The 23025-nt window shown below is 63.0% G+C and carries 15 protein-coding genes; 5 read left to right on the top strand and 10 right to left on the bottom strand.

Translation table 11 applies throughout. From position 1 onward, the window contains the following. Positions 1-41 precede the first annotated feature (41 nt). Genes AC1DCF_RS14365 through AC1DCF_RS14355 form a run of 3 tightly spaced genes read right to left on the bottom strand, consistent with a single transcriptional unit; the run spans position 42 to position 5359 of the window. Positions 42-1514: a carboxylesterase/lipase family protein gene (locus tag AC1DCF_RS14365; protein ID WP_477211614.1), complete on the bottom strand. Its 1473-nt coding sequence runs from the start codon at positions 1512-1514 to the stop codon at positions 42-44. A 20-nt stretch (positions 1515-1534) separates the two neighbouring features. Beyond that, positions 1535-2821 (bottom strand): MFS transporter, encoded by a 1287-nt coding sequence (locus AC1DCF_RS14360; RefSeq protein ID WP_477211613.1) that lies wholly within the window; start codon positions 2819-2821, stop codon positions 1535-1537. Between the two features lie 60 nt (positions 2822-2881). Beyond that, positions 2882-5359, bottom strand: a complete 2478-nt coding sequence (locus tag AC1DCF_RS14355; protein ID WP_477211612.1) for a glycoside hydrolase family 3 C-terminal domain-containing protein — start codon at positions 5357-5359, stop codon at positions 2882-2884. Positions 5360-5383: 24 nt separating this feature from the next. Here AC1DCF_RS14355 and AC1DCF_RS14350 point away from each other — a divergent pair, with 24 nt between their 5' ends. Beyond that, a complete protein-coding gene (locus tag AC1DCF_RS14350) occupies positions 5384-6022 on the top strand; it encodes a TetR/AcrR family transcriptional regulator (protein WP_477211611.1) in 639 nt (212 codons plus the stop codon). 592 nt (positions 6023-6614) lie between these two features. Here the strand turns inward: AC1DCF_RS14350 and mobF are convergent. Both mobF and AC1DCF_RS14340 read right to left on the bottom strand, forming a co-directional pair. Next, complete coding sequence (mobF, locus tag AC1DCF_RS14345; protein ID WP_477211741.1) at positions 6615-10100, bottom strand: MobF family relaxase; 3486 nt, start codon at positions 10098-10100, stop codon at positions 6615-6617. 882 nt (positions 10101-10982) lie between these two features. Continuing rightward, on the bottom strand, positions 10983-11924 hold the full coding sequence (locus tag AC1DCF_RS14340; RefSeq protein ID WP_477211610.1) for a GlxA family transcriptional regulator: 942 nt from the start codon (positions 11922-11924) through the stop codon (positions 10983-10985). 406 nt (positions 11925-12330) lie between these two features. On the opposite strand from AC1DCF_RS14340, the gene AC1DCF_RS14335 reads away from it, so the two are divergent. The 4 genes from AC1DCF_RS14335 (at position 12331) to AC1DCF_RS14320 (ending at position 15515) form a co-directional block, all read left to right on the top strand. Further along, a complete protein-coding gene (locus AC1DCF_RS14335; protein WP_477211609.1) occupies positions 12331-13617 on the top strand; it encodes a DJ-1/PfpI family protein in 1287 nt (428 codons plus the stop codon). 58 nt (positions 13618-13675) lie between these two features. Beyond that, on the top strand, positions 13676-13936 hold the full coding sequence (locus tag AC1DCF_RS14330) for a hypothetical protein (RefSeq protein ID WP_477211608.1): 261 nt from the start codon (positions 13676-13678) through the stop codon (positions 13934-13936). A 389-nt stretch (positions 13937-14325) separates the two neighbouring features. Beyond that, complete coding sequence (locus AC1DCF_RS14325; protein ID WP_477211607.1) at positions 14326-14997, top strand: cyclase family protein; 672 nt, start codon at positions 14326-14328, stop codon at positions 14995-14997. A 137-nt stretch (positions 14998-15134) separates the two neighbouring features. Next, a complete protein-coding gene (locus AC1DCF_RS14320) occupies positions 15135-15515 on the top strand; it encodes a hypothetical protein (RefSeq protein ID WP_477211606.1) in 381 nt (126 codons plus the stop codon). A gap of 570 nt (positions 15516-16085) precedes the next feature. On the opposite strand, the gene AC1DCF_RS14315 is transcribed toward AC1DCF_RS14320, so the two are convergent. From AC1DCF_RS14315 to AC1DCF_RS14295, 5 genes are all read right to left on the bottom strand, one after another. Continuing rightward, positions 16086-16559, bottom strand: coding sequence for a hypothetical protein (locus tag AC1DCF_RS14315; protein WP_477211605.1), 474 nt, complete (start codon positions 16557-16559; stop codon positions 16086-16088). Positions 16560-17024: 465 nt separating this feature from the next. Further along, entirely contained in the window at positions 17025-18023 is a 999-nt protein-coding gene (locus AC1DCF_RS14310) for an HNH endonuclease (RefSeq protein ID WP_477211604.1), read from the bottom strand. A 37-nt stretch (positions 18024-18060) separates the two neighbouring features. Continuing rightward, a complete protein-coding gene (locus tag AC1DCF_RS14305; protein WP_477211603.1) occupies positions 18061-18771 on the bottom strand; it encodes a hypothetical protein in 711 nt (236 codons plus the stop codon). 260 nt (positions 18772-19031) lie between these two features. Further along, positions 19032-20816, bottom strand: coding sequence for a UvrD-helicase domain-containing protein (locus AC1DCF_RS14300; RefSeq protein ID WP_477211602.1), 1785 nt, complete (start codon positions 20814-20816; stop codon positions 19032-19034). Continuing rightward, on the bottom strand, positions 20813-22924 hold the full coding sequence (locus AC1DCF_RS14295) for an ATP-dependent nuclease (RefSeq protein WP_477211601.1): 2112 nt from the start codon (positions 22922-22924) through the stop codon (positions 20813-20815). The genes AC1DCF_RS14300 and AC1DCF_RS14295 overlap by 4 nt, the downstream gene beginning before the upstream one ends. Positions 22925-23025 lie beyond the last annotated feature (101 nt).

Genomic DNA, 23025 nt, shown 5'->3' with positions numbered 1-23025 from the left:
CGATCGCGTGCTCAGCCGCTGAGCGCGGCCCCTTCTTCGACCTAGCCGGGCCTGCGCGACCCGGACTCCCAGAGCTGTCGCTTGGCTCGGTCCGGGTCGCGCAGCACGCGCGGCTCGTCGTCCAGGATCAGGCAGTACCGGGTCGCCTCGTCGAATCGCGGCCAGGCGGATCCTGGGTCACCGTCCCGCGCAAACCGGGCCCAGGCCGCACTCATCTGGTCGGCGAGCGCCTGGGGCGGGTCTTCGCCGGTGAACCGCTCAAGCCCGGGCAGGTCGAGCAAATCGAACACGAACGGAATGTCGAGCGAGTGGCAGGCGCCCAGCACGCCGCCCCGTGCGGTGGAGCGCCAATCAAATCGGTAGCGCCACGTCGGCCAGCCGTTGTTCGAAAGCGCGCAGGCGAGGCGATCGGTGGGAAGGCCAAAGAGCTCGTCGCCGAGCAGCGCGGCAAAGAGGTCGGTCTCACCCTTCCAGTCTTCGTTTGCGCGGTAGGCCGCCCTGGCCGCTCCCGGATCGACAAACGCCTTCGCAAGCATCGCCTCGACCATGTCCGCCCCCACCGGGGGACCCGGTACAAGCTCGGTAAACATGCGTCCTTCGTGTCGCGTGTTGCCGAGAATCACCGGCATGCAATGTCCTCCGCCTGCCTCGATGACGCGAAGGGGCTGGTCCGGGAGCCATTCCCCATCGATCACCGGCCCGAACGCGACGAGCTCACCGCGCTGCTCCATTTCGAGGTCAAATGCGGATTGCGCCCGCAGGAGGTCGTTGATGTCCAGGGTCCGTAGCCCCTCCGTATCTGCGGCATCGACACCCAGCATGCCGACAAATTCGGCCGCGCGGGCTCGCGCCTCATCCTGCGTGAGCACCATCTCCGCGCTTCCGCTTTGCACGATCGCACGGTGGAACAGCCCTCGGGCAGGCGGGCTGACCAAGAGACACACCGCGCTCATCGCCCCGGCCGACTGTCCAAAGACGGTCACGTTCCCGCTGTCCCCGCCGAAGGCGCCGATGTGCTCGCGCACCCACCGGAGAGCTGCCACCTGATCCCGCAGTCCTAGGTTCGCCGGCACCCCTTCGGCGCAGAGATACCCCAGAGCGCCGAGGCGGTAGTTGATCGTGACCACGACGACATCGTGCTCGTGGGCAAGCCGCGCGCCGTCGTGACTGGGGTCGCTGCCGGAGCCGAGGAAGAACCCGCCCCCGTGAATCCAGACCAGTACCGGGAGCAAGGCTGCGCCCGAACGCGGAGCCCAGATGTTGAGCGTTAGGCACCCGGCCTCCGCCCACTCGTGCGCCGGCAAATCGAACATGGCCTCTCGGGGCACGTCACTCGGCTGCGGCGCCGCTGGCCCGAATCGAGTGGCGTCGAGCACCCCGCCCCAGCCGGGGGCCGGCTGCGGCGGCTGCAACCTACGTGCCCCGTCAGGGGATGCGGCAAATGGGATCCCGAGATACCGCTCCACTCCCCCGCTCAGGCTTCCGCGCAGGGCTCCGACGGACAGCTGCACCATAGGCTGCATGACTACGAGACCTAGATCTTCCGGACGGGGAGCACCGCGAGTGCGCCGATGATGGCGATCACCGATGCGATCGCGAAGAGCCCGAAGTAGCCAAACAGGCCGACAACGGCCGCCCCGACAACAGCCGAAATGACCTGCGGCAAGACCATCGCGACATTCATGATGCCGAGATCTTTACCCGCGTCAGCGGCGACCGGTAGCACCTTGTTGACCAGCGCGGTGTCCACGGACATGTACAGGCCAAACGCGAGCCCGTTGATGACGGCGAACCCCATCATCGCCGCCATCGTTGCGCTGAACAGCGGGATTGTGAGCGACAGCGCGAGCAGGATCCCGGCGACGAAAACGAAGACCTTTAGCCGGCCCGGCTTGTCGGCGAACGGGGCGGCAACGAGCGAGCCCACGACCGAGAACGCGCCATTGATAGTGAAGAGCAGCGCCGCCTGCGGAAGGGCTTCTTCCATGCTCAGGCCCACGTAGTCCTGCAGCGCAAACATGAGGAACGCGAACATCATGAAGTAGCCCATCATGATGGCCACGCGCGAGACGAAGACCCAGGCAAAGTCGGGGTGCTTGCGCGGGTTCACCCAGAAGCTGCGCACGAACTTCCCGAGGTTGAAGGGCTCGGTCTGCAGGTCGCGCGAGTCCCGGTCCGGGCTCCCGATCACGAAGACGAGCGTGGCCAGCAGGATGAGGCCGGCAATGATCTCGTAGCCCCAGGTAGCCGCGATGTCCGGGAAGAAGACGAAGATCAGCGACCCGACGAGCACGCCGGCGTTCAGGCCCGCCCCGACGAGAGACGACACCGCGCCGAGCTTGCTCTTGGGCACGCGGTCCGGAACGGTCGCGACGAACGCTGCCTGGAAGCCATTGAGCACGAGGTTTGTCGCGGCCCAGCAGACACCGAGCATAAGGATCGATCCGGCGTTTGACTGCAACAGCATCACGAGCGCGCCGCCGACGCCGCAGACGAGCATCCAGGGCGTCCGGCGCCCGAAGCGGCTGCGCGTGCGGTCCGATAGCCGCCCGAAGATGGGGTTGCCAATCATGGCGGCGACGCTGCCAAACACACTCGCGAAGGCCAGGGACCCCGTGTCGGTGCCGCCCGCGAGCTGCTGCACTTGGATCGGGATGAGGAAACTCGGAACTGCGGTCCACACGATGAAGAGAACGAGCATCACGAACGGCGCCGTGAAGAACATCGGGCGGTAGGCGAACCGGCCGGGGGCGACCTCACCCGGCATCGCGATCGCCACCTCGGCTGTGGTTGGCGGATTTGTTGTGGGTTCAGCGGACATGTGACGACTCCTTTGTCATTCTATTTACGGTATGAGGGGAAATAACAGGCGAGCTTCTGGTCAGCCGGTGCCGAGCTCAGTGCGGGTGCTTTGCGGGCACTCCAGGGTGACCGAGAGCGGGAGAACGGAGCTTGACGAGCCAATGTCGAGGGTCAGCTCGCCCGTGCGCTGGCGCCATCCGTCGAGGCGCCACTGACGCAGTGATCGGGCGCGCACTTGCACGACCGTGATGTCGGTTTCTCCCGCGCCCAGCTCGATCGCGCCGAAGCCCACGAGCCTTCGCAGCCCGTCCTCGTCGCGGAGGTATGCCTGCACAACTTCCCGCCCGGCCCGCTGGCCAACGTTCGAGACCGTAACGGACACCGCGACCTCCCCATCTGGCCCGCGCTGAACGCTCGCGGCCTCGAACGCCCATTGGGTATATCCGAGTCCGTGCCCGAACGGGTACGCGGAGTCCGTTGCCGCCCGATACCCAATGCGGTCTTCCTCTGTGAACTCCAGAACACCGTCGTCGGGAATGATCGAGGGGAGATCTGCTTGTGTGCTCGGCAGGGTCATCGCGAGCCGCCCGCCGGGCTCCGCGTCGCCAAAGAGAATATCGGCGATGGCCTCGCCGCCCTCCTGCCCAGGGAAGCCGGCCCAGAGCAGGGCGCGTGGGAGTTTCGCCCAAGGCAGCAACACCGGCGAGCCGGCGTTCACGACGACGATGGTGTTCGGGTTCGCCTGGCAGATCTGCTTCACGAGCTCGTCCTGGCCGCCCGGCAGCGCGAGGGTGGTCCGGTCGACGCCCTCGGTCTCGTATTCGGCAGTCGTCCCCACAACGACGATCGCGACGTCTGCGCCGCCTGCGAGCTCGGCCGCCTGCGCGATCCGGGTCTTCTCGTCCGGCTCGGGGGCGAGATGACCCAGGCCCAGGACGTGCCAGTCAGCGGACTGATCCCAAGGGAGCGTGAGCGCGATGTCGTGCGTCCCCTCGGTAACCTCGAACACACACTCGGCAGGCTCGACGATCGGGGAGAGCGGGTCGCGATCCGGGGTCGCATTCGTGAGCTCAGTGACGGCGCCGTCCACCGACAGCGTGAAGTGCCCATCGCCGCGCACGGCAAGTTGGTGCGTCCCCGTCTCGGCGAATCGCACGCGCGCTCGCATCGTGACCGCCGCGGTCCCCGCGGGTGCGCTCTCGAGGACGGCGTGCGATACGTCCAGCTGCCGCCGACTGATCGGCGCTCCCTGCGCATCGGCGAATTCGAGGCTCAGCGCTTCCTCGATCCTGGTCGGGTCGAGGAGCGGGAGCGTGCGCCCGATGCGGACGCCGTCCGCCAGAACGAACTCGGTCCCCGGGCCGAAACGCTGGCGCAGCGCTTCGATGAGCCCGGTGTGATGCTTCGGCAGGATCAGTGCGCTGCCGCCGCCCTGCAGGCATAGTTCGCGGGCTCCTGGCCCGATGAGCGCGATACACCGCACGGCGTCCGCGTCTTTGTCTATGTCCATGTCTACGAGGGGCAGGATCCCGTCGTTTGCCAGCAACACACTGCCCAGCGTCGCGGCGCGGCGCAGCACCGACTTGGCGGACTCGTCGTCCTGGTCGGCCAGGGCGGCGGGCTCCAGCGCGGGATCCGTGCGGCGCGCGATCTCGGCAATTCGGCCTGCGGCGCGCTCGATCGCCGCGACCGGGACCTCGCCAGATCGCACCGCCGCGCGCAGCTGGTCACCCCATGGGCTCTCCGTGGCGGGCATGACGAGGTCAAGCCCCGCCAGAATCGTGTCGGCAGTCGTGCGAGCTGCGCCCCAGTCCGAGACGACCGCGCCCGTGAAGCCCCACTCGGTCCGCAGCAGGTCGTGGAGCAGCCAGCGGTTCTCTGTCGCGAGCGTGCCGTTGAGCGCGTTGTAGCTCGCCATGATGGCGGCGACGCGGCCCTCCGTGACGGCGACCTCGAACGGGAGCAGGTACCGCTCGCGGAGCGCGCGTTCGGAGACGCGGACGCTATAGCTCAGCCGTTCGGTCTCAGACTCGTTGGCGACGAAGTGCTTAGCGGTGGCTGCGACCCCGGTCGATTGGATGCCGAGAATGAGCGCGAGGCCCACCTCAGCGGTGAGGAGCGGGTCCTCCGAATAGCACTCGAAGGTGCGCCCGCCGAGCGGGCTTCGCGGCAGGTTCAACGTCGGCGCGAGCAGCCAGTCCACCCCCGCGTCGCGCGCCTCCCGGCCTAGCAATTGCCCGGCCTCACGAATCAGCGCCCGGTCCCACGTGCTCGCGAGGGCCGCCGGGTTGGGCAACAGCGCACCGCGCCGCACGCTATCGAAGCTGCCGCCGCGCACGCCGACGGGCCCGTCCGACAGGCGCATCGCGCGCACCCCGGCGCTGGCAGCGGTGTGCCAATCATCGGCGCCCGTGAGCAGGGTGATCTGCTCGCCCACACGCGACTGGTGATGCTTCTGTTGAGTGCGCTGCTCCATGCTGAACTGCCTCTTTCGTTCTTGAGCATCACTGTAAGTGAAAACCACGAGCATTCGTGGCTTGTTATCAAACTGAGACATTTGGGGTTCGCTAGGCTATGGACTATGGAACACGAGCAACACCTCCGCGGCGGATATGCGGTCGGTCGACAGAGCCGAGAGCGCATCCTGCGCGCAGCGTTGCTCGAGTTCTCAGAGCACGGCTACCGGGGCACCTCGCTGTCTCGGATCGCCGATCGCACCGGGCTCTCAGAGGCCGGTCTGCGACACCACTTCCCCAACAAGGACGCGATCCTGATCGCGGTGCTCGAAGAGCGCGACGCCGAGTCCCAGTCTGTCGCGGCGGGTAGTTCAGCCCTGCAGGGAATCGAAGACCTCGAGAACCACATCACCATCGTCGAGGGCAACGCACGCGCCCCAGAGCTCGCCCGTCTCTTCACCGCACTCACGGCAGAAGCCACCACGCGCAATCACCCCGCCGCGCCCTGGGCTTCTGAGCGCTTTCGCATCATCTGCGACTCAGTCGCCGAGGGCCTTCGCGGAGGCATCAAGTCAGGAGAACTGCGCGCCGACATCGATGCAGATCGCCTCGCCCGTCAGATCGTCGCGGTCATGGATGGCCTACAGCTGCAGTGGCTGCTCAACCCAGAGCGCATCGACATGGTTGAGGACTTCCGGCGCTACACCGCCGGCCTCATCGCATCGATTCGGAATACGAAGCGGGGGCCCCAAGATGTCAATTGATATGGCGTCCCCTGCAGTCCCCTCTCCCTGCTCGATCTCGCTTCAGTCGATCGCGACTACTTAGGCCCTAGCTCCGGCTCCCGCATCAATACTCGCCAGCCAACTCCGATCTTTTGCGAGCCTCGACAGCTGGCCGCTGGCCCTCTTTGATATCGCGTGGTTCGACGATGAACTCGCTATGTGGAAGCGGTAGCTTGAACCGGACCTAGTCGCGCGCCCACTAACTCGGCTTGCCATCATGCCCAGACGTCGCCCTCGGCTCGATATCGGTCGGCTATCGATGAGGGCGCCGGCGACTCCGAGCGCTCGAGCTGCGCCGCTGAACGGGCAGCCATCCAAATCGGACCAGCGACGCACACCCCGCCGCCGGCCCTGAGCACCAGTGGCACGAAAGACCCACTGCCTGCCGGGACGCGCAACGGAACTTTGCCCGAAACTCAGACCGAGACCGGAGTCTAGAGCGGAGCTGCGTGTTATCCGATCAAAAATAGAGGCCCTTTGACCGAAAGAAATCCTGGTCAGAGTGCGGGAGTGGGAATTGAACCCGCGATACCACGAGTAGTGGCGCTCCCGTCGGTTGCCCGACCGGATACTAGATCTCGATCCGAATAGGCGGAGGACCCGCGGTGAAACTCGGGCGCTGTGTCGCAAATGCGTCTCTTCCTTCAGCGAGCCGCTTGGCAGCCTCAAGCGCGGCACGAGCCCGAGCGGCATCGCGTCGCGGGGTCACCGTTTGCGGCACGGGGCCGAGCGCGCTCGCGCCGACGATTGCATAACGGTCCCGGTACGCCGCTACGGTGCACGCCTGCCGTCTCCAACCGGTTGTCAGCTTTCGCTGTGGGACGGCCCCGAGTTCCCGAATCCACGTCTCTCCGGCGAGCAGTGCTTCGTCGAGGACAGCGCTCGCTCGGGCTTCGATCAGGTCGCTGCGCTCGTCGAGGGCCCGGCGCATCTCGGCTGCCATCGGTCCGATTGCCTTCGGGATAAGCCCCACGACCAATCGTGGACTTTTGCGCGACCGACCCGCGGCAGCGTCACGCGCGATCGCCAGTGCTACCCGGGAGCAAAGGACAGCTGCCACGTCCTGGGCGTCCCCAGACCCGCGTGCCGCAACTCCGCGAGCGAGCAGGCTCTCGACATCGAGATGGTGGGCTTCGGCACGCCGGAGTTCCCCCGTCAACGCCCCGAACGCCTGCGACTTGATGGCGTCGTCGGCCTGGCCTGGTGAGAGCCCGCTGCCGCGCACCAACGCCATCCACCTGTCGCGCTGTGCAGCCGCCGCGATGGTCTCGTACTCCGCCGCGAGTTGAGCCACCGAACCCCGGACATCCTGCTGCGCCACGATCGACTCGTGTGCGGACAGTTCGGCTCCGACGTGCTTCAAAATCCCGCAGAGGATGCTGCGTGCCGTCGTGTCTTGGTCGTCGCCCGGTCGCGGCCCGACGTGGGCCACATCGGGCCGGTCGACGGCGACGTAGGCGGTGTTCGCCTCGCGACCTCGCGTCATCGCGACGTAGAGGTTCTCGCGCGTCATGCCCGTGGTCACGACGACGTGCGCGGTGTCGGTTGTGATGCCTTGCGCCCGGTGCGAGGTGACGGCATAGCCGAGTTCGAGGTGGTGCGCGACGTAGTCCGAGGGAAGCAGCACCGCGCTCCCCCACCGGCGGCCGTGCCGGCGAACTTCGACCGAGCCGTTCCGGCGCACACCAATCACAGTCCACCGGTCACCGTTGCGCACCCAGGTTTGGGAGTTGCGAAGCTGCCGGTCGTTCCGGCGTGTGATCACCGTGTCCCCGACCGCCGCACGGTTTCCGTCGTGGAGGGAGACTTCGCGAAGTGCGTCGACGCGACCTTCGAGGATGAGTTCTGTGCGGGCGCGTGCATTCAGGGATGCGACAGCCTCGTTCGAGTCGCTGATCAGCACGGTCTTTCTGCCGGCTCGGCTGTCCGCGCGCCAGGCCGCGTAGGCGGCATCCGCCATCGACTCGGTGGTCCCGCCGCTCACTCTGTCGTGCGCGATGTAGCGGTCGATCGAATCGGGGTCGCCCTGGCGCAGTCCGAGGGAGGCTGTCTTCTCCCACTCGTGTCTGAAACGGTGCACGTCGTCGAGCTCCGGGGCATCCGCCCGACTGTGGACCAGCATCGAGAATGCGCCGCCGGCGTCCACCGAGTGCAGCTGCGCGTAGTCGCCGACCAGCAGCACCTTGGCGCCTGCGGTCGAGGCAAGCGCGGTGATCCGATCCAAGGACAGCGTGCCCGCCAGGGATGCTTCGTCGATGATGACGAGCTGGCCGGCGTGAAACGTCGCTCCGTGGTCGAGATGGTTGTGCCACCATTTCGCCAGGTTCTCGGTTGTAACGCCGAGGTCCTCCGCGAGCACTTGAGCGGCGGCGGCCGAGGGAGCGAGTCCCACGACCGAGCCCGCACCATGCGCTGCCTCCCACGCCTGCCGTAGCGCGTTCATCGCGGTCGTCTTGCCTGCACCGGCCGGACCCACCAGAACATCAAGAACCCGCCCTGAGTCAACGATCGCCGTGAGTGCTGCAATCTGGTCGTCGGCAAGCATTGCGCTACCGGGCAGCCGCATGTGCGAGGTTGCACGGAGCATCGACACGACAGCTCGGGGTCCGGTCGTGTCCGCAGCACGCTCCAGCAGCCGAGATTCCGCGTCGAGCAGCTGTGTCGAGGTGAAGAGGGTGGTGTGCTTCGGGCGGAAGAAGGACGTGCCGTCGGCACGCCGGAACGCGGTAGGGCTCGGCGCGAGCTCGGGTGGTGTGATCCGCAACGAGGCCCGCTCTGCGGCATCCACGACGAGGCCGATGACGGCTTCGCGATCAGTCGCCGATACGAATCGGTGTTCCATCATCTGGCGGGCTGCCTCGGCGGCGAGATTCCAATGCCGCCAGGTCGTGCGTTTCTCACCGACCGCTGACATCACGCTCGACCCGAGCGCATCGAGTACCTCCCGAGGCACATCCTCGGCACGCAACATCGGTGCCGGGGAGTTTGGGGCTGACGCGATCACCCACTTCGTCGCGTCGGCTCCCACCACGTGCTCTGCTTGTTCACGCCACGTCTCGGTGAGTTCAGCAAGGGAGCGCACGTCCTTCGCGGGCCGCGTGGTCAGCGTCGCCTGCGCGCGGAGCTTCATGATCGTCACCGGGCTTGGACGGTGGCCGTGTCTGCTCAGGTATGCGTCGATCAGCGCGTCGGTCGCGGTATCGATGTGGCGCGAGCGCGTCGAGAACTCCGCGACGAGCGCCTCCGGAACGGTACTGATCGACAAGGCAGGGTGACGATCCCTCCCCCGGTCGCGCATCTCCCAGCGCACACCGAGGGACCGCGTCAAAGCGTCGGCAAACAAGGATTCGTGCAGTTCGGAGAGCGCAACCACGGCCGCGTGCATCGGCCGGCCGTCGAGCGAACGCCACTTGCCGTCGAGCACGGTTTGCACCTTGTTACTGATCACCACGTGCGTGTGGAGATGCGGGTCGCCAGCCCGGCTGTCGAAGTGGTCGAACGCCGTGGCGATCAGGCCCGTCACATCGACTTGCGCAACGGCTCCGTCGAGTGCGGTGGTTCCTGTCCGCGTCGCCGCGACCTCGCGCTCCATGTATGCGAGAACTTCGGCAACCGCCGCATGGTGTGCGTCCACAATCCGTGCCTGGGTAGCTGCGTCTGCCAAGCCCCACAGGATGCTTGCCGATTTCGGAATCGAGAACGTGAAATCGTACCCGGCGACCGCACGCCGCCGGGCTCCCGGCTCCTGGCCGATGTCGGTCGGCGCTCGATCTGCTGCGCTGCGGTACTCGGGATAGGCGCGACCGAGGGGTGCGCCGTCGACCGGGTCGCGCCCCGACCCGATCAGTCTCTGCAGCTGGGCCTCCGTTACTTCAGCACCCTCGACGATGCGCCCCGAGCCGAGGCCCGGGAGGCCGCTTCCCTTCCATCGACCCGGTGGCGTTCCCTGCGCGCTGTAGTAACGAGTCAATGGCGTGGACAGCGACCGCTCCGCGTCTCCGGCAGCGACAGTGCGCAGCAAGTACTTGTAGCCATCGCCGGCACTCATCACACGCATCGACACCGTCACCGCACCCTCCTCCCCTATTGCTTAGGAGGTGCGCCGCCTCGATCTGCAAGAGGCGTGGCAATTCGAATGCGGGGTCGGAGGCTGTCGCTCTGGGCGCCGTTTCCAGGTCAAGCTAGTGTGTCGGCGATCGGGCTTCCGGCTAGTCGATACTGCGGCCGGTCATCGGTTGATCGAGGATGAGCCAGTCCAGCGATGCTCGCTGTGGTCTTCGACTTCTGGTTTCGCCCGCAGGACGTCGGCGATTTCTTCCTCCGGACGCGGCGCGACTGTTTGGTCGACCTCGAGCGCTGGGACGGACGGCTCACCCCGGCGGGGAATGTGGTTCTGAGGGGGTGCTCGAAGTGGAGAGACATGGTGAATCCTTCGGTCGGTAACAACCACAGCGAAGGCGGTTTCGCAGCCGAGGAGCCCGGGAGGACGGCCCTGTCACAAGCGGCACTCCGAAAGTGTTGACGTGCTCCCGGAGTACGCTAACGACTTCCTCCCGCTGTAGGGGCTGGTTCAACGCGTCCGGCGACTAGCGAGGTCTCGGTACTCTGGGTGCGCGTCGAAGAGCTCTTGGCACGTGGTCGGGCCGAGGGTGCGTTTCGTATCGATCAATCTGTCGGGTGGCAGACTGCATGCTATTTTGCGATCCTGCACGGTGCGGCCTCCGAAGTCAGGACCGGCCGCCTCTCAGAGAAAGAGGTAGAGGAAGCGCTGCCGCAAACTGTTCGGGCCCTGCTGCAAGCAAAGCCTGAATCGTCATAACCTTTCGGCCAGTCCGCGCGATGGCGGGCGATGGCCATCCCGGATTTGGGATGCCCCGGCATGGAGGATCCCTTTCGGCTCCATTGCCCTTTGTGCCCTCGCCAACGGTTGGCTTGTCGGTCAGGCGACGCCGAAGTGGTCTCGATGGTTGCCCGGGGTGGTGTTGAGGCGACGTCGGAAGGTTCGATTCATGGTCTCCGGAGCTCCGAACCCGCATGTTCGCGCGATCTCCTCCACTGGCATCAGCGTCGTTTCGAGGAGGTTGCATGCCGCCTCCATCCGCACCACTTCCACATGTTCGGCCGGAGTGATGCCCACCTCGGATTTGAACACGCGGCTGAACTGCCGCTCCGATAGGTGGGCGCGAGTTGCCATCGCCGGAATGGAGAGGTCGGCGGTCAGGTTGTCGGGGACCCAGGCCAGCACGTCGCGGATCGGCTCCTCGTTCGCGGACTGCGCGGCCAACAGTGCCGAGAACTGCCCCTGGCCTCCCGAACGCCGGAGGTAGACGACCAGGCGCCGCGCGACGGTCGCGGCCGCTTTTCTCCCATGGTCGTCGGCAACCAACGCCAGGGCCAGGTCGATTCCGGCGGTGACGCCGGCGGAGGTCCAGACGTTGCCGTCCTGCACATAGATGGCGTCGGGTTCGACGGAGACTTTCGGGTAGGCACGGCTGAGCATGTCGCACTCGGCCCAGTGGGTGGTCGCCCGCCGGTCGTCCAGAAGCCCTGCGGCGGCGAGCAGGAACGCGCCTGAGCACACAGAGGTGACCCGTCGGGATAGCGAAGCCAGTCGCCGGATGCCGTCGACCAGCCTCGGATCGCCCGCGGCCTCATCCATGTCGCTGCCGCCGGCGACCACGAGAGTGTCGATGTCTCCGACCACCCCGCTCATCGGTCCCGTGGCAAATTCCAGCCCGCTCGTCGACAGCACCGGCCCGCCAGCGGTACTCACCAGCTGCGTGGCGTACGGCGCGATGGGCAGGAACCGCGAGGCGGTGGAAAACACCTCTAGCGGTCCTGTCACGTCGAGGATCTGCACGGAGGGGAAACCGACGATCACGATGCGTGGTTCGCTCACTGTCTTCCTTCGTGGCCGAGATCGTCAACAGCGTGTCCTAGGTGAGTCGGCAAGCGAACAATACCGTGAAGTCATGCTCACAAACAAGAATCGCGACCACGGGGACTCCCCCGCCGCCCCGGTTTCCGGTGGAAGTGGCCTGTCAACACGATCGCGATCGCCGCGACCGTCGTCTCCCTCCGTCACATGGTGAGCAACGAACGAGTCGCCAATGCGGTCCCGGTTGGCGCGGCACGTCGGCGCCGCACACCCAGTGCGACGAACTCCCAAACGCCTGAATCCTGCCCGGAGTAAATGCCTCCCGAATCGCTGATCTCTCTCATTCAGACCCTCTAACACGCCCTCCCCGAGCACACCACTAATCAGACAAATCCAATTGGAGACCACCATGGCAAAAATCGCCCGACGCATCGGCAGTATCGCCCTCGCCGTCATCCTCACCTTCGCCACCTTCGCCGCCATCGCCATCGCCGGACTGTCCCGATCGGGCGGTGAGACGGCGTCCGCGATAAACAGCGCGGCAGTCTCGCCGAAACCCCGCGACTCGACGCGCGACGGTCAATTCATCGTCGCGGTCGTTCTCGGGCAGTCGGGATCGGATACCGCCGACGCTCTCGCCCCATACGACGTGCTCGCCAGCTCGCCCGACTTCTTCGTCTACACGATCGCGGACTCAACCGATCCTGCCGCCGTCGACGGTGGGATGTCGGTCGTACCAGCCCACACGTTCGCCGAGGTGGCCTCAGGTGCCGCACCCACCCCTGACCTGGTTGTGGTCCCGGCCGTGAACAGTCCAGCCGGGCCCGACGAAGCCGCGGCGCGACAGTTCATCGTCAGCCAGTACACCGCGGGCGCCCGCATCCTCGGCATCTGCGCCGGCTCCCGGCTGCTCGCCGCCTCCGGCATCCTCGACGGACTCCAGGCAACATCCCACTGGTCCCGAATCGCCGCCCTCAAAACCTCCAACCCCGAGGTGTCCTGGGTTACCGGACAGCGCTACGTCCAGGACGGCCGCGTCACCACCACCGGTGGCGTCACCTCCAGCATCCCCGGCACACTCAAAGTCATCGCCGACATGGCTGGCGACGCGGAAGCCACCCGCGTCGGCGAATCCATCCGCTACCCGGGATGGAAACTCAACGCCCCGACCGCGATGCCCGTGCAACGGTTCGGACTCGAAGACACAGCCTTCCTGATGAACACAGCATTCCCCTGGGGACGGCCGAGCATCGCCGTCGAACTGCGCGACGGGGTCGACGAGATCGATGCCGCCTCGATCTTCGAGGTCTACAGCTACTCGCAGGGGGCCACCACCTCCGCGCTGTCAGTCAACGGTTTCGTGACAACCAGGCACGGCCTGGTCATAAAGACCTCACTGCTCCGTGATGCGCCCGCCACCGTGGTTGCGGGCGAACTCGGACAAGCCGGCAGCGAGCAGGGCTTCGATGCCGCCTTCGAACAACTGTCGAAGAGCAGCAGCCCGTCGGTCGTTCGCTCCGTCAGCAAGATGATCGAATACCCGATCTATCGGGTCACGCAGGAAGCGGCGCCCCTGGCCGTGCAGGCACGAACGCCCCTCCTCCTGGCTCTCGGTTTCCTCCTCGCCGTTGCAGTAGGGCTGCTCCCCACCGCAATCCTTCGCTGGGTTCGGCGCCGCCGGGCCGTCCGGGCCTGAAGTCACCTCAACGCCGCGCTCGGGAATCGACCACCCAACAATCGAAAGGAACATCACCATGTCACTCTCAACCACGAAATCCCCCGCCCGGACTGCGGCACCGAAGCCGCCGTCCGTCCACATCCGGGCGTTGATCACCTGGGTCGCGATCTTTCCGCTCGTGACCGTCGGCTCCTTCGCCATCGCCCCGTTCGCGAGCGAGTTGAATCCAGTACTTCGTTCATTCGTCCTTTCCATCATTGTCGTACCAGTAGCGGTCTACTTCGTCGTCCCGCAGCTCATGCGCGGGTACGGCAAGATCCGGAACGCTCGGCGCTAGCTGTCTGGGACCGGCGGGTGAACTCGAAGACGCCGGCACGGAATCGGGCTTCGACGCCGCCTTCGAACCACTGTCGAAGAACAGCAAGCCCGTCAGTCGTGGTCACGTCCGTCTCCAAGGTCATCGAGAGGCCCGCCTACCAAGTCACAGAGGATCGGGCGCCGCACAGCATTGCAGCGGGATTCCATGCAGCATTCATCGCCGCCGGGGCGACGGCCTTTCTCGCAGCGGTGCTGGCGGCATACCTCCTGGTCCGATACCGCCACCAAGCGCCCTGACTGCGCCGATCTTGATCCCGATTTGAGTAGTCACCTAACGCGAGCGGAATGAAGCCCCGCCCATCACCGAGTGATGGTCACCCATCTCACAACCCATCGAAAGGAAGACCGATGCCCCGCATCATCGACCTGAGTCACACCATCACCGTCGGCCTCGTCACCTACCCCGGCCTGCCCGCCCCCACGATCACACCGTTCCTCTCCCGCGAGGACTCGCCGGCCCGGTACGCGCCCGGCACTGAGTTCACGATGGACATCATCACCATGATCGGCAACACAGGCACCTACCTCGACAGCCCCTTCCACTGCTTTGCCGGAGGAATCGACCTCGCCGGGCTTGACCTCGACTCGCTGGTCGGCCTCAGCGCCGAAGTAATCCATCTGCCCAACGCCCCGGAGCGCGGCGTTCCTGCATCGGCCTTCCGAGGACGGGATCTCGCCGGATCCGCAGTACTCCTGCACACGGGCTGGGATCGGAAATTCGGAACTCCGGCCTATGGAGATGGCGCCCCCTACCTCGCCGAGGAAGGCGCACGATTCCTCATCGAGGCCGGCGTCGGCCTGGTAGGAATCGATTCGCTGAATGTCGACGACAAAGATTCCAGCGGCGAACGACCGGTGCACGCACTATTGCTGGGAGCCGGTATCCACATCGTCGAACACCTCACCAACCTCGGCGAGCTGCCGCCCCGCGGGGCAACGTTCACCGCGGTTGCGCCGAAGATCGCGAACTTCGGTACCTTCCCCGTTCGAGCGTTCGCCGAACTCGATCGACCACGCTGAGATCGCCCGGCCGACTCCACTATCAGCCCGCAGCAAATGGACATGTGCTCATCCCGCACCGCTACTAGATCCGCAACACCCACCACCACCACCACCACCACCAACACCAACACCAACACCAGAACGGACGACTCACCATGACACCCGGACTCGCCATTGCCTTCGTCGTAATGCTCACAGCCCTCGCGGTCTTTCAGCTGATGCTCGCGGCGGGGCTCCCCTTCGGCCGTTTTGCCTGGGGCGGACAGCACATAGTTCTCCCCCGGCAACTGCGGGTCGGCAGCGCCCTGTCGATAGTGGCCTACGCCATCTTCGCTTTCATCGCCCTTGAGCGCGCCGACATCACAAACGCCTTCCCCGCCCGCCTCGTCGCGGTCATCGCCATGTGGGTGATCGCGGGCTTCCTGATACTGAGCGTCCTGCCGAACCTCGCGTCGAAGAGCGCACCGGAGAAGCAGGTGATGGTTCCCGTCTCTCTTGCGCTGGCTATCCTCGCGACACTCATCGCTGCCGCCTGAGCGCCCGGCAAAGCACGCGATGGCAAGAGGAACGGCAAGGCCGACAGACTAAAAAAGCTAGTCCGCCAAGTCCGCGACGCGCTATTGCCCGGAGCTTCCCGATGAAGAGAGTGTGCCAATCGACTTCGACAGACGGCGATTACTAATAGCGCAACGCACGCTCTCCGTAACCGATGGGAGCACTCCATCGCCAGAGAACTGCTCGAAGCCGCACGATTCAGACCCCACCTAAACTTTGATTCCGAAGAGCCAGATGAAGCTTGTGCGTCTGCCTAAGTTGGCACGTGGTCCCAGAGGATGCAACTCAGATCAAGTCAAGGAGATGCGCGACGATGGCGCCGGAAGCTGCTCCAAATCCTGAGATTGTCATGTCTTGGGCGAACGTTCGGATTCTGGCACGTCTCGCTTCAGCAGAGTCCGAAGATCTAACATATTTTTCCAATGTCTGGAACTCGCGCTGAAAGGCCGACGGGACCTGATCGATCGAGAACGTCGTAGAGCCAACATTCACATCACGTCCGGCCACGATGTTGCCGTCGCCGCGGACGGTTATCGGCGAACCATAGTCGGCTACCACCGTGTCACGTCCCGACCTCCGATGGTGTTGTCGTCTCCGTAGTTGACGATCTTGGTTCCCGCCTGCCCCTTCTGCTCCGTCCACTCATCGAATGACATTGGGTCGCCCTGGAGTGCGCGCTGGAGAACATTTTCGATTGTGTGCCAGTTAAAGTCCGAGTATCCGATGAGCAAGTCCTCGAAACTGCACCTCATCTTCGAATTCCCTGTCCCTGTCATGGAAACCCCCAGCAGGCATCGATTCGAGGTACTCATGCCTAGGAATCCCCCCGTTGAGGAAGCAAAGACGACCGGGTAGTAGACATCCCTACCCTCGTCGAAGCGCATTGTCTCAAGGCCAGGCATGCCAGGGAATGCCGAGCAAGCCGCGGCGATTCGCTTGCGAAACTCACGGTTTGACTTCTCCTGCCCATGCATGCGGTAAGCGGTATCGTTCATTGCCTGTAATACAGCAAGTGAAAAACTCATCGAATTGCTCCCGGGTCTATGGAGGCCAATTAACGTTTCTGCGAGTGTACAGCGATAGATGTCAGCTCTGCGCCGGCCGATGCCCGAACGGCGCATGCGGCAGCTCCCGAGTCACCGTGTCACGAACTACAGCCCGCGCCTCGTCGCCGCGGCAGGCAAAGTGACGCACGTCGAGGTCTTTAGCGAGCGGGCGGGTAGTGGTGACTTACACGACAGCAATTGGAGAAATCGCGTCGGGTCACGGGCTGTTGCGGGTGCGCGGTTCGTCGACAAGAATCCGACTCCGCACGATCTCAGGCACGCTCGAGCAACTGAAACACTCGACATACATGGGTTCCTGTGGCCGGATCACCTCGACACTGTGGCCGATGCGGTTGAAATTGCCCGGCGGAATCCACTCGGATTAGACGTCATCGCGCAGGCGTCATTCATTCCCCCGGGCATCGGGACTATGGGTGTGTACGCTCAGTTGGCCGACTTGCGGATGTTGCAGATCAAGTGCGCGAGGACGGAGTTCTCTCGTATGTGATCGCCACCTTTCGACAGAGGTACAACGTGATCCAGGCTCGCGCTCATTGGATCGGGATGGAGCACCGCTGGATCGACCTCATCTCCGCAGATGCCGCAGAGCCATTCGTCTCGTTCGTATACTTCCAGCGGATCGAATCGTTCAATCCTGGCTTCCTCGCGCGCCCGCCGCTCATGCTTTGCCGAGTTGCTGCTGACCCGTCGGCGACGATCCATCTCCGCCCTGTAGCGAGCGGAATGCATCGGCTCGGGGTACTTCGGAGCATCGATGGGCGCGGCGGCGTAGCACTCCCAGAAGAAGTAGTCCATGCCGTCAGGCTGGAGGTCTGTGATGCGCTCACGGTGCCACTCGCACAGCACGCCGTTGACAAGAAAGGTATGGGTGAACAGTTGTCCTTCGAGCCGTTCACCTTCTGGCGAGTGCGGCCCGATCACTAGGGACGAGTAGTAGCCATCGCTGTTGGCACCGGCGACGAACACGTCTCCGCTCTCGGCGACGGCTATCACGACCCTCGAGGTGAAATAGCCGTCCGGCATGTCCTGCACGAGGTATTGGGTCAGGATGCCGTACCGCTCGATAACATCGCCGGGGTGCGGACCGTAGCCTTCCCACTCGATGGGAAGTTCGGGCAGGTGGGCGTCCGGCCGAGTTTGGAACGCGCGTGGCCCGCTGGTGCGCGGATTCGGTCGGGGCCCGACGGATTCGACCGCCGCAGCCACTTTCTCGGCGTTAATGCTCGCGCTACCTCTTCCATATCGGCGACGCAGAAGGCCGTTGCATCGTCCGGAGCACACGTGCCGGTCGCGTTGCACCCAGTGAGCGCTGGTTGATACTGGGTCGTCGCATATGACGCACGGCTCGCCGCCTTTGGCGCGGCCGTCGGGATGCTTCAGCGCCTCGTCCATGATTCGGAAGTGAGCGTCTTGATCAGCCATGGTGCTCAGTCTGGCATCTGCGCCAACGATGGAGCCGCTACGCGAATCGGAAGTCCCGGTAGGAACTCCTCACATTGAATCGGCGTCCCTCCTTCCGACGCTCCAGGAATCCAACGATCGTCTCGACATCGTTCGGTCGCATTTTCAGGTCCCGGCACTTGGCTCGAACTTGCTCAACTTTGACGGACTCCCACCGTTCCGGGCAGTTCATCATGTCTGCCTTTAGTTTGTCCTCCTCATTCCATTTCAATCCGGAGTCGTAGCCGGCAGCCCAGTCCGCGATGTATTCAAGAATCCCGCCGATGCCATTCGGCAGCGGCTCGGCCGCTACCCCGGAATCGGGTCCTGACGGGGCCTGCACCGTCAGTCCGGGCAAGAGCCGTACAGGTCTAGCATCTTCGATCCATGCCGCAGTCTCGGTTCCACCCCATTCAAGGACGACAAGTGCATCGGCATCGACCTCCCAGAGCTCGTTCAGGTGCTGTCGATCTGGCCAGGCATAGATCACCCGGCGGTTGGTGAGCGACCCTGCGAAGAAACCGCGCCAGGTGAGGTGGGTCGTGTCAGGACGTGCAATCAGTCGTTTGAGGCTCTCGCTTTCAAACTGCTTGCGAGGGGTAACGACGACGACGGAACCGCCGGCCTGCGCAAGAAGCCACTTGATAGCACGCGCGTTCTGAGATTCGCGCGAGTCCAGTTCGCCCAGCTGCGAAACCGCAACTGGGAAGGGATACTCATCGGATGACATGGGACTCCTAGATTGTTAGTGACTTACGCGAACGCTACCGGCGACCTCGGACATTTGCGCGCCGGCTTCCCCGCCGCCCAGCCACGCTTCCGCGTGCATCACCGTCTGCGGCGCCTTCGCCAGTGCGTCTCAACCAGACATAGGAATGGGCGACTCAGGTCGCTAAGGAACTCCGTGGCACTTTTGCACGTGCGGAAGTATCGCGGGTCGCTGACTTGGTGACATCTTCCTCAATGCCTCTTTTGCTGATGACCGAACAGCTATGAGCCCGACGCGGGCGTGGTTTCGTCAGCGAATGAAATTGGAACGATGTTTGAGCCGCCAACCCAGTTCGTTAAAGTCTCTAGCGCGCCCTGCTCTAGCTTCTGAGTAAAGATAAGAACAAGGTTGTGTTTGGCGCGCGAAGCTGCAACGTAGAACAGATTTCGTGACCGTTCGAAGCTTTTTCGTTCGCTGTCATTGAGCTGGTCTCTCCTCGGAAAGTTCTCGAGCATCTTGGCAAAGTCGTAGGCTGACCAGCCGCGTCCGAGCACGACGACCACATTGTCGAATTCGGCACCCTTGACATTGTGCTTCGTTGAAAACATCGTCTTGTCATCCACATATGACGCCAAAGCTTGAATTTCCGAGTACGACACGCTTCTCAGTCGCTGATACTCAACGAGGCGACGCTCGGATAGCGCTGTGCCCTGTTCAAGTTCCGCGAGTGCTTCATCGAGGCTGGTTTGGCGGTGTTGTACTTTGCTCGGGATCGAGAACAGCTTTTGACCATTGAGGTGGTCGAGCACATCGCCTACCGTTCCGCTGTCGCGTAGGTCGTTGAGTTTCTCGAAGAGGTTGGTCCATTGAGATTTGTCTCGAGGAGACCGGATGTGGGGCCGGGTACGTCCGAGAACATCGAAGAGGTCACCATACCTGTGCGTTTGGAACGCGACGGCTGCTGACTCGACGACATCGAGCAAAAAGGCGAGGACAGGGTCCTGTTTACGGATGAACGCATCGTTGTATTTGAAGATGGTGGGTAGTGATTCGTACCCGAGCTCGTTGGCGATCGAAGTATGGGTGAGCATGAGATTCTTGACGTCGTCACTTGCATTGGCCCAGCGGTGTTCTTGAGCATCTAAAATAGCCCAATCCAACGTCCGGTGGCTCGCGGCGTGTGAGATCTGCCCCTTCCAGTTGCTGCCAAGGCGTTCGCCGGGCCATTCATTGGTGTGGTAGATCGTGATTGTCCCGGTACCTGCATCATGGGCAGCTGCCTGCTGCAGTTCTGGCCGAAGCTGATTGAGAAAGCTAACGATTGCCGTGCCGGAACGGAAGTTGGCGTTCTTGGGGATTGCGGTTACCGCTGGATGTTCGATTGATCCACAAGTGTTGTCGTAGATCTGCTGCCAATGGTCTCCGAAGAATCCGTAGACAGATGTCAGAGGGTCTTCCCTGTGGCCGACGAGCATCGCCTCCACGAGCCCTTTGGGAGTGTCCTGATACTCGTCGATGAAGATGATTGGAAATCGGTCCGCAATCAGTGCACGAAACTTCGCGTTCTTGAGCAACTCCATGGCAAGGGCGGGAACATCGTCGTGGTGGAGGGTTACGACGTGATCATCGATCCCTCGAAAGCCAAGATTGTAGTCAATTTCCAACCCGTCAAGCGTTCTGCGCCCTTCGAGCGTTTCTTGCCATTTCTCGGCCACGAGAATGGCTTGTGCCAGAGCCTTTCGATACGGCCGGATCATTTCCCAGAGAAACCCGTGCAGCGTGTCGGCGAACACAAAAGGGCTCGAATCCGTTCGGTTGATAATCTCATCGCGAGCCACGTTGGTGTATGTCAGGCAAGCGATTTGCTGGTCTGCTCTTGGAAGGTATTTCGAGCGTTCTGAGAGAATGTGTTGCAACGCCCGTATGAGGGAGTACGTCTTTCCTGCACCCGCACCCGCCTCAAGTTTGAAATTCTCCCGAGCCTCCAAGGCCGCGAAGACCGACTGCAACGCGGAATCACTTTCTTGCTCCGCGGTCCTCAAGAGTTCCGAATTCAACTCGCTCACTTCACAACCACCGTGCCCCCGGCGTCGGTTGCGACTTCAGCAGTCTCGGGATGGCGGAAGCTCAGAAGCCAGTCGAGTCCCCTCTGGATGTAGCGAGGCGTTACCCAGTCGGTGTCCTCAATGGCGAACCTTAACGCGAAGTCGCTCTTCTTGTGCGCCTCAGCTTCCGCCTGGGCAGTCGCTTCATCGACCACCACATCTCCGGTCAGCGTGAGCCCAAAAAGAGTGGGATTGGCCAGAATAAAGGCATCTTCAAAGGACCTGCCGCATGCTTCAACTTCCGCATCAGGTAGTTGTTCTACTTCAGGCACTTGGTAGGCGATGTATCGATTCCCACGCTGGATGGAATCCGTCTCCGCTTTCCGAAGTAGCTCCGTGGGAGTTACTTCTTTGTCAGAGAACCAGTGCTTGATAGTCGCATTGCTTGTTCGGTCACCGGAATGCACGCGAGCTGCCGTACGTTTCGTGCCACCGACTTGAATACCGACGGCGTCAATGTCCGTGATAGTTAGGCTTGGCAGGCCCAGGAAGTCGAGTAAAGGGAAGAAAATGTGCGCATAGGCACCGCCAACTTCCAACAGCGTCACATACTGACTCGAGAGCTTCTCCGCGCTCTTTTCAATCGCTTTTGGAACGATCAGACGCTCACTGGTTCCTTCGACGAGTATTGCCTTGTCCGCGAAGAACAGATCCGATCGTGTCAGCGTCAAGTATTGGTGGAGGAACTTTTCGTCGAGGTTTTCGGCGCGGCTGAGATCGAGTACGTCCGCATGGAACCCCTGCTGACCTGTCACGGCACGAGCCAGGCGGAAATACCGGATCGACGAGAATTCTGCCTTGTTGGCGACATGCGAGGAGTGTGTGGACACAAGGAATTGGGCCGACCAATCCTGACTGGTCTTGTCGATGCCAGGGAAGAGTTTCGCGAGACTGCTCAGTTGATCGATGAAAACCTCCTGCATCTGCGGATGCAAATGAGCTTCCGGCTCCTCCACGAAAACGAGATGTACACCCGGGGTGTTGCCCCTTGCCGCGTACTCCCGGTAGTAACTCAGGAGAGTCAAAAGAATCAAGATGAGATTCCGTGAGCCGAGACCGCTGTATGACTCTGGGAGTGAAACTCCCGCCACTCCGCGGTAATGGACGCTTGTGTAATTCGAGAGCAATCGCTCGATGTCAAGCTTGGTCTTCGTCTCAAGTTCCTGGTCATTCAAACCGGGATACCCGAATCGTTCGAGCGTCGGAATGACGCCGGCAACCATGCGCCCTACCTGGGCACCAAGTTGAGTCTCAATTCCCTCCACAGCTTTTGCAAGATCATCGGCGGTCCTCCGCTGAGCGGTTTCGTCTTCTGCGTTAGATGCGGCGGTAAAGAGCGACTGGAAGATCTGCCCGATGAGCTCCTTGGGACGCTCTTTTTCGTCGTCAAGACCACGCTGGGCTTGCAAGAAATCAACTGTGATGAGCTTGCGAACTGCATCGAGCGTAACTTCTCTAATGTTCGACGAATCGTTCGGGTCAACAGCCGCGATCGTTCGTTTGAATAGTTTGGGAATTCGGTCACCAATAGCGTCAAGCACGACCTCTGCACATGGGACAGCACCAGTGGTCGGGTCAAGGGAGATGCCTTCAAAGAACTCCTTCAGTCGACCGCCTTCGAGCGCGTAGTCGAACCTGACTTTGGCCTCGTTGCAGTTCAGATCAAGATCAACGATGAGAGCAGACAATGGACCGTACTCAGGAAGTTTCGGGTCGTACGCGATGGTAATCGTCAAACTGATCGTCGGCAGAGCGTCCCTGGCCGCGTCTTCATCGTGATCGAGATACAACTCACATGCACGTCGAAACTGGTCGTATGTTTCAGACGAGAAGTCTGCAAGCGCGAGCCTGAAGCTCGCCTTTTGGAAGAACCGTGTCATGACCTCCGCTAATGAGGTCTTTCCCGTGTTGTTGCGCCCAACGAGAACCGTCGCTCTCTCACTGAGAGCGACGTCCACTTCACGCAGAAGCCTGAAATTCCTCACGCTGACATTGCTGACACGTAGCTGCGGAATTGCAGGAGCTTCCTGCTGAAAGTCATCGATCGAAGGTTCGGAGTCCTTGGGCATTCGTAGTCCTAACTCATGGACCGCATCGTCTTGCGCCCTATGGAATTGAAAGATACTTGATCGCCCAAGCATGCCCGACGAAGGGTCGAGGATCGATTAGG

The sequence above is a fragment of the Leifsonia sp. 10L418 genome (genome assembly GCF_056395445.1).
Note: the sequence above shows the minus strand (reverse complement) of the source record. Positions and strands in the feature narration are given on the sequence as shown.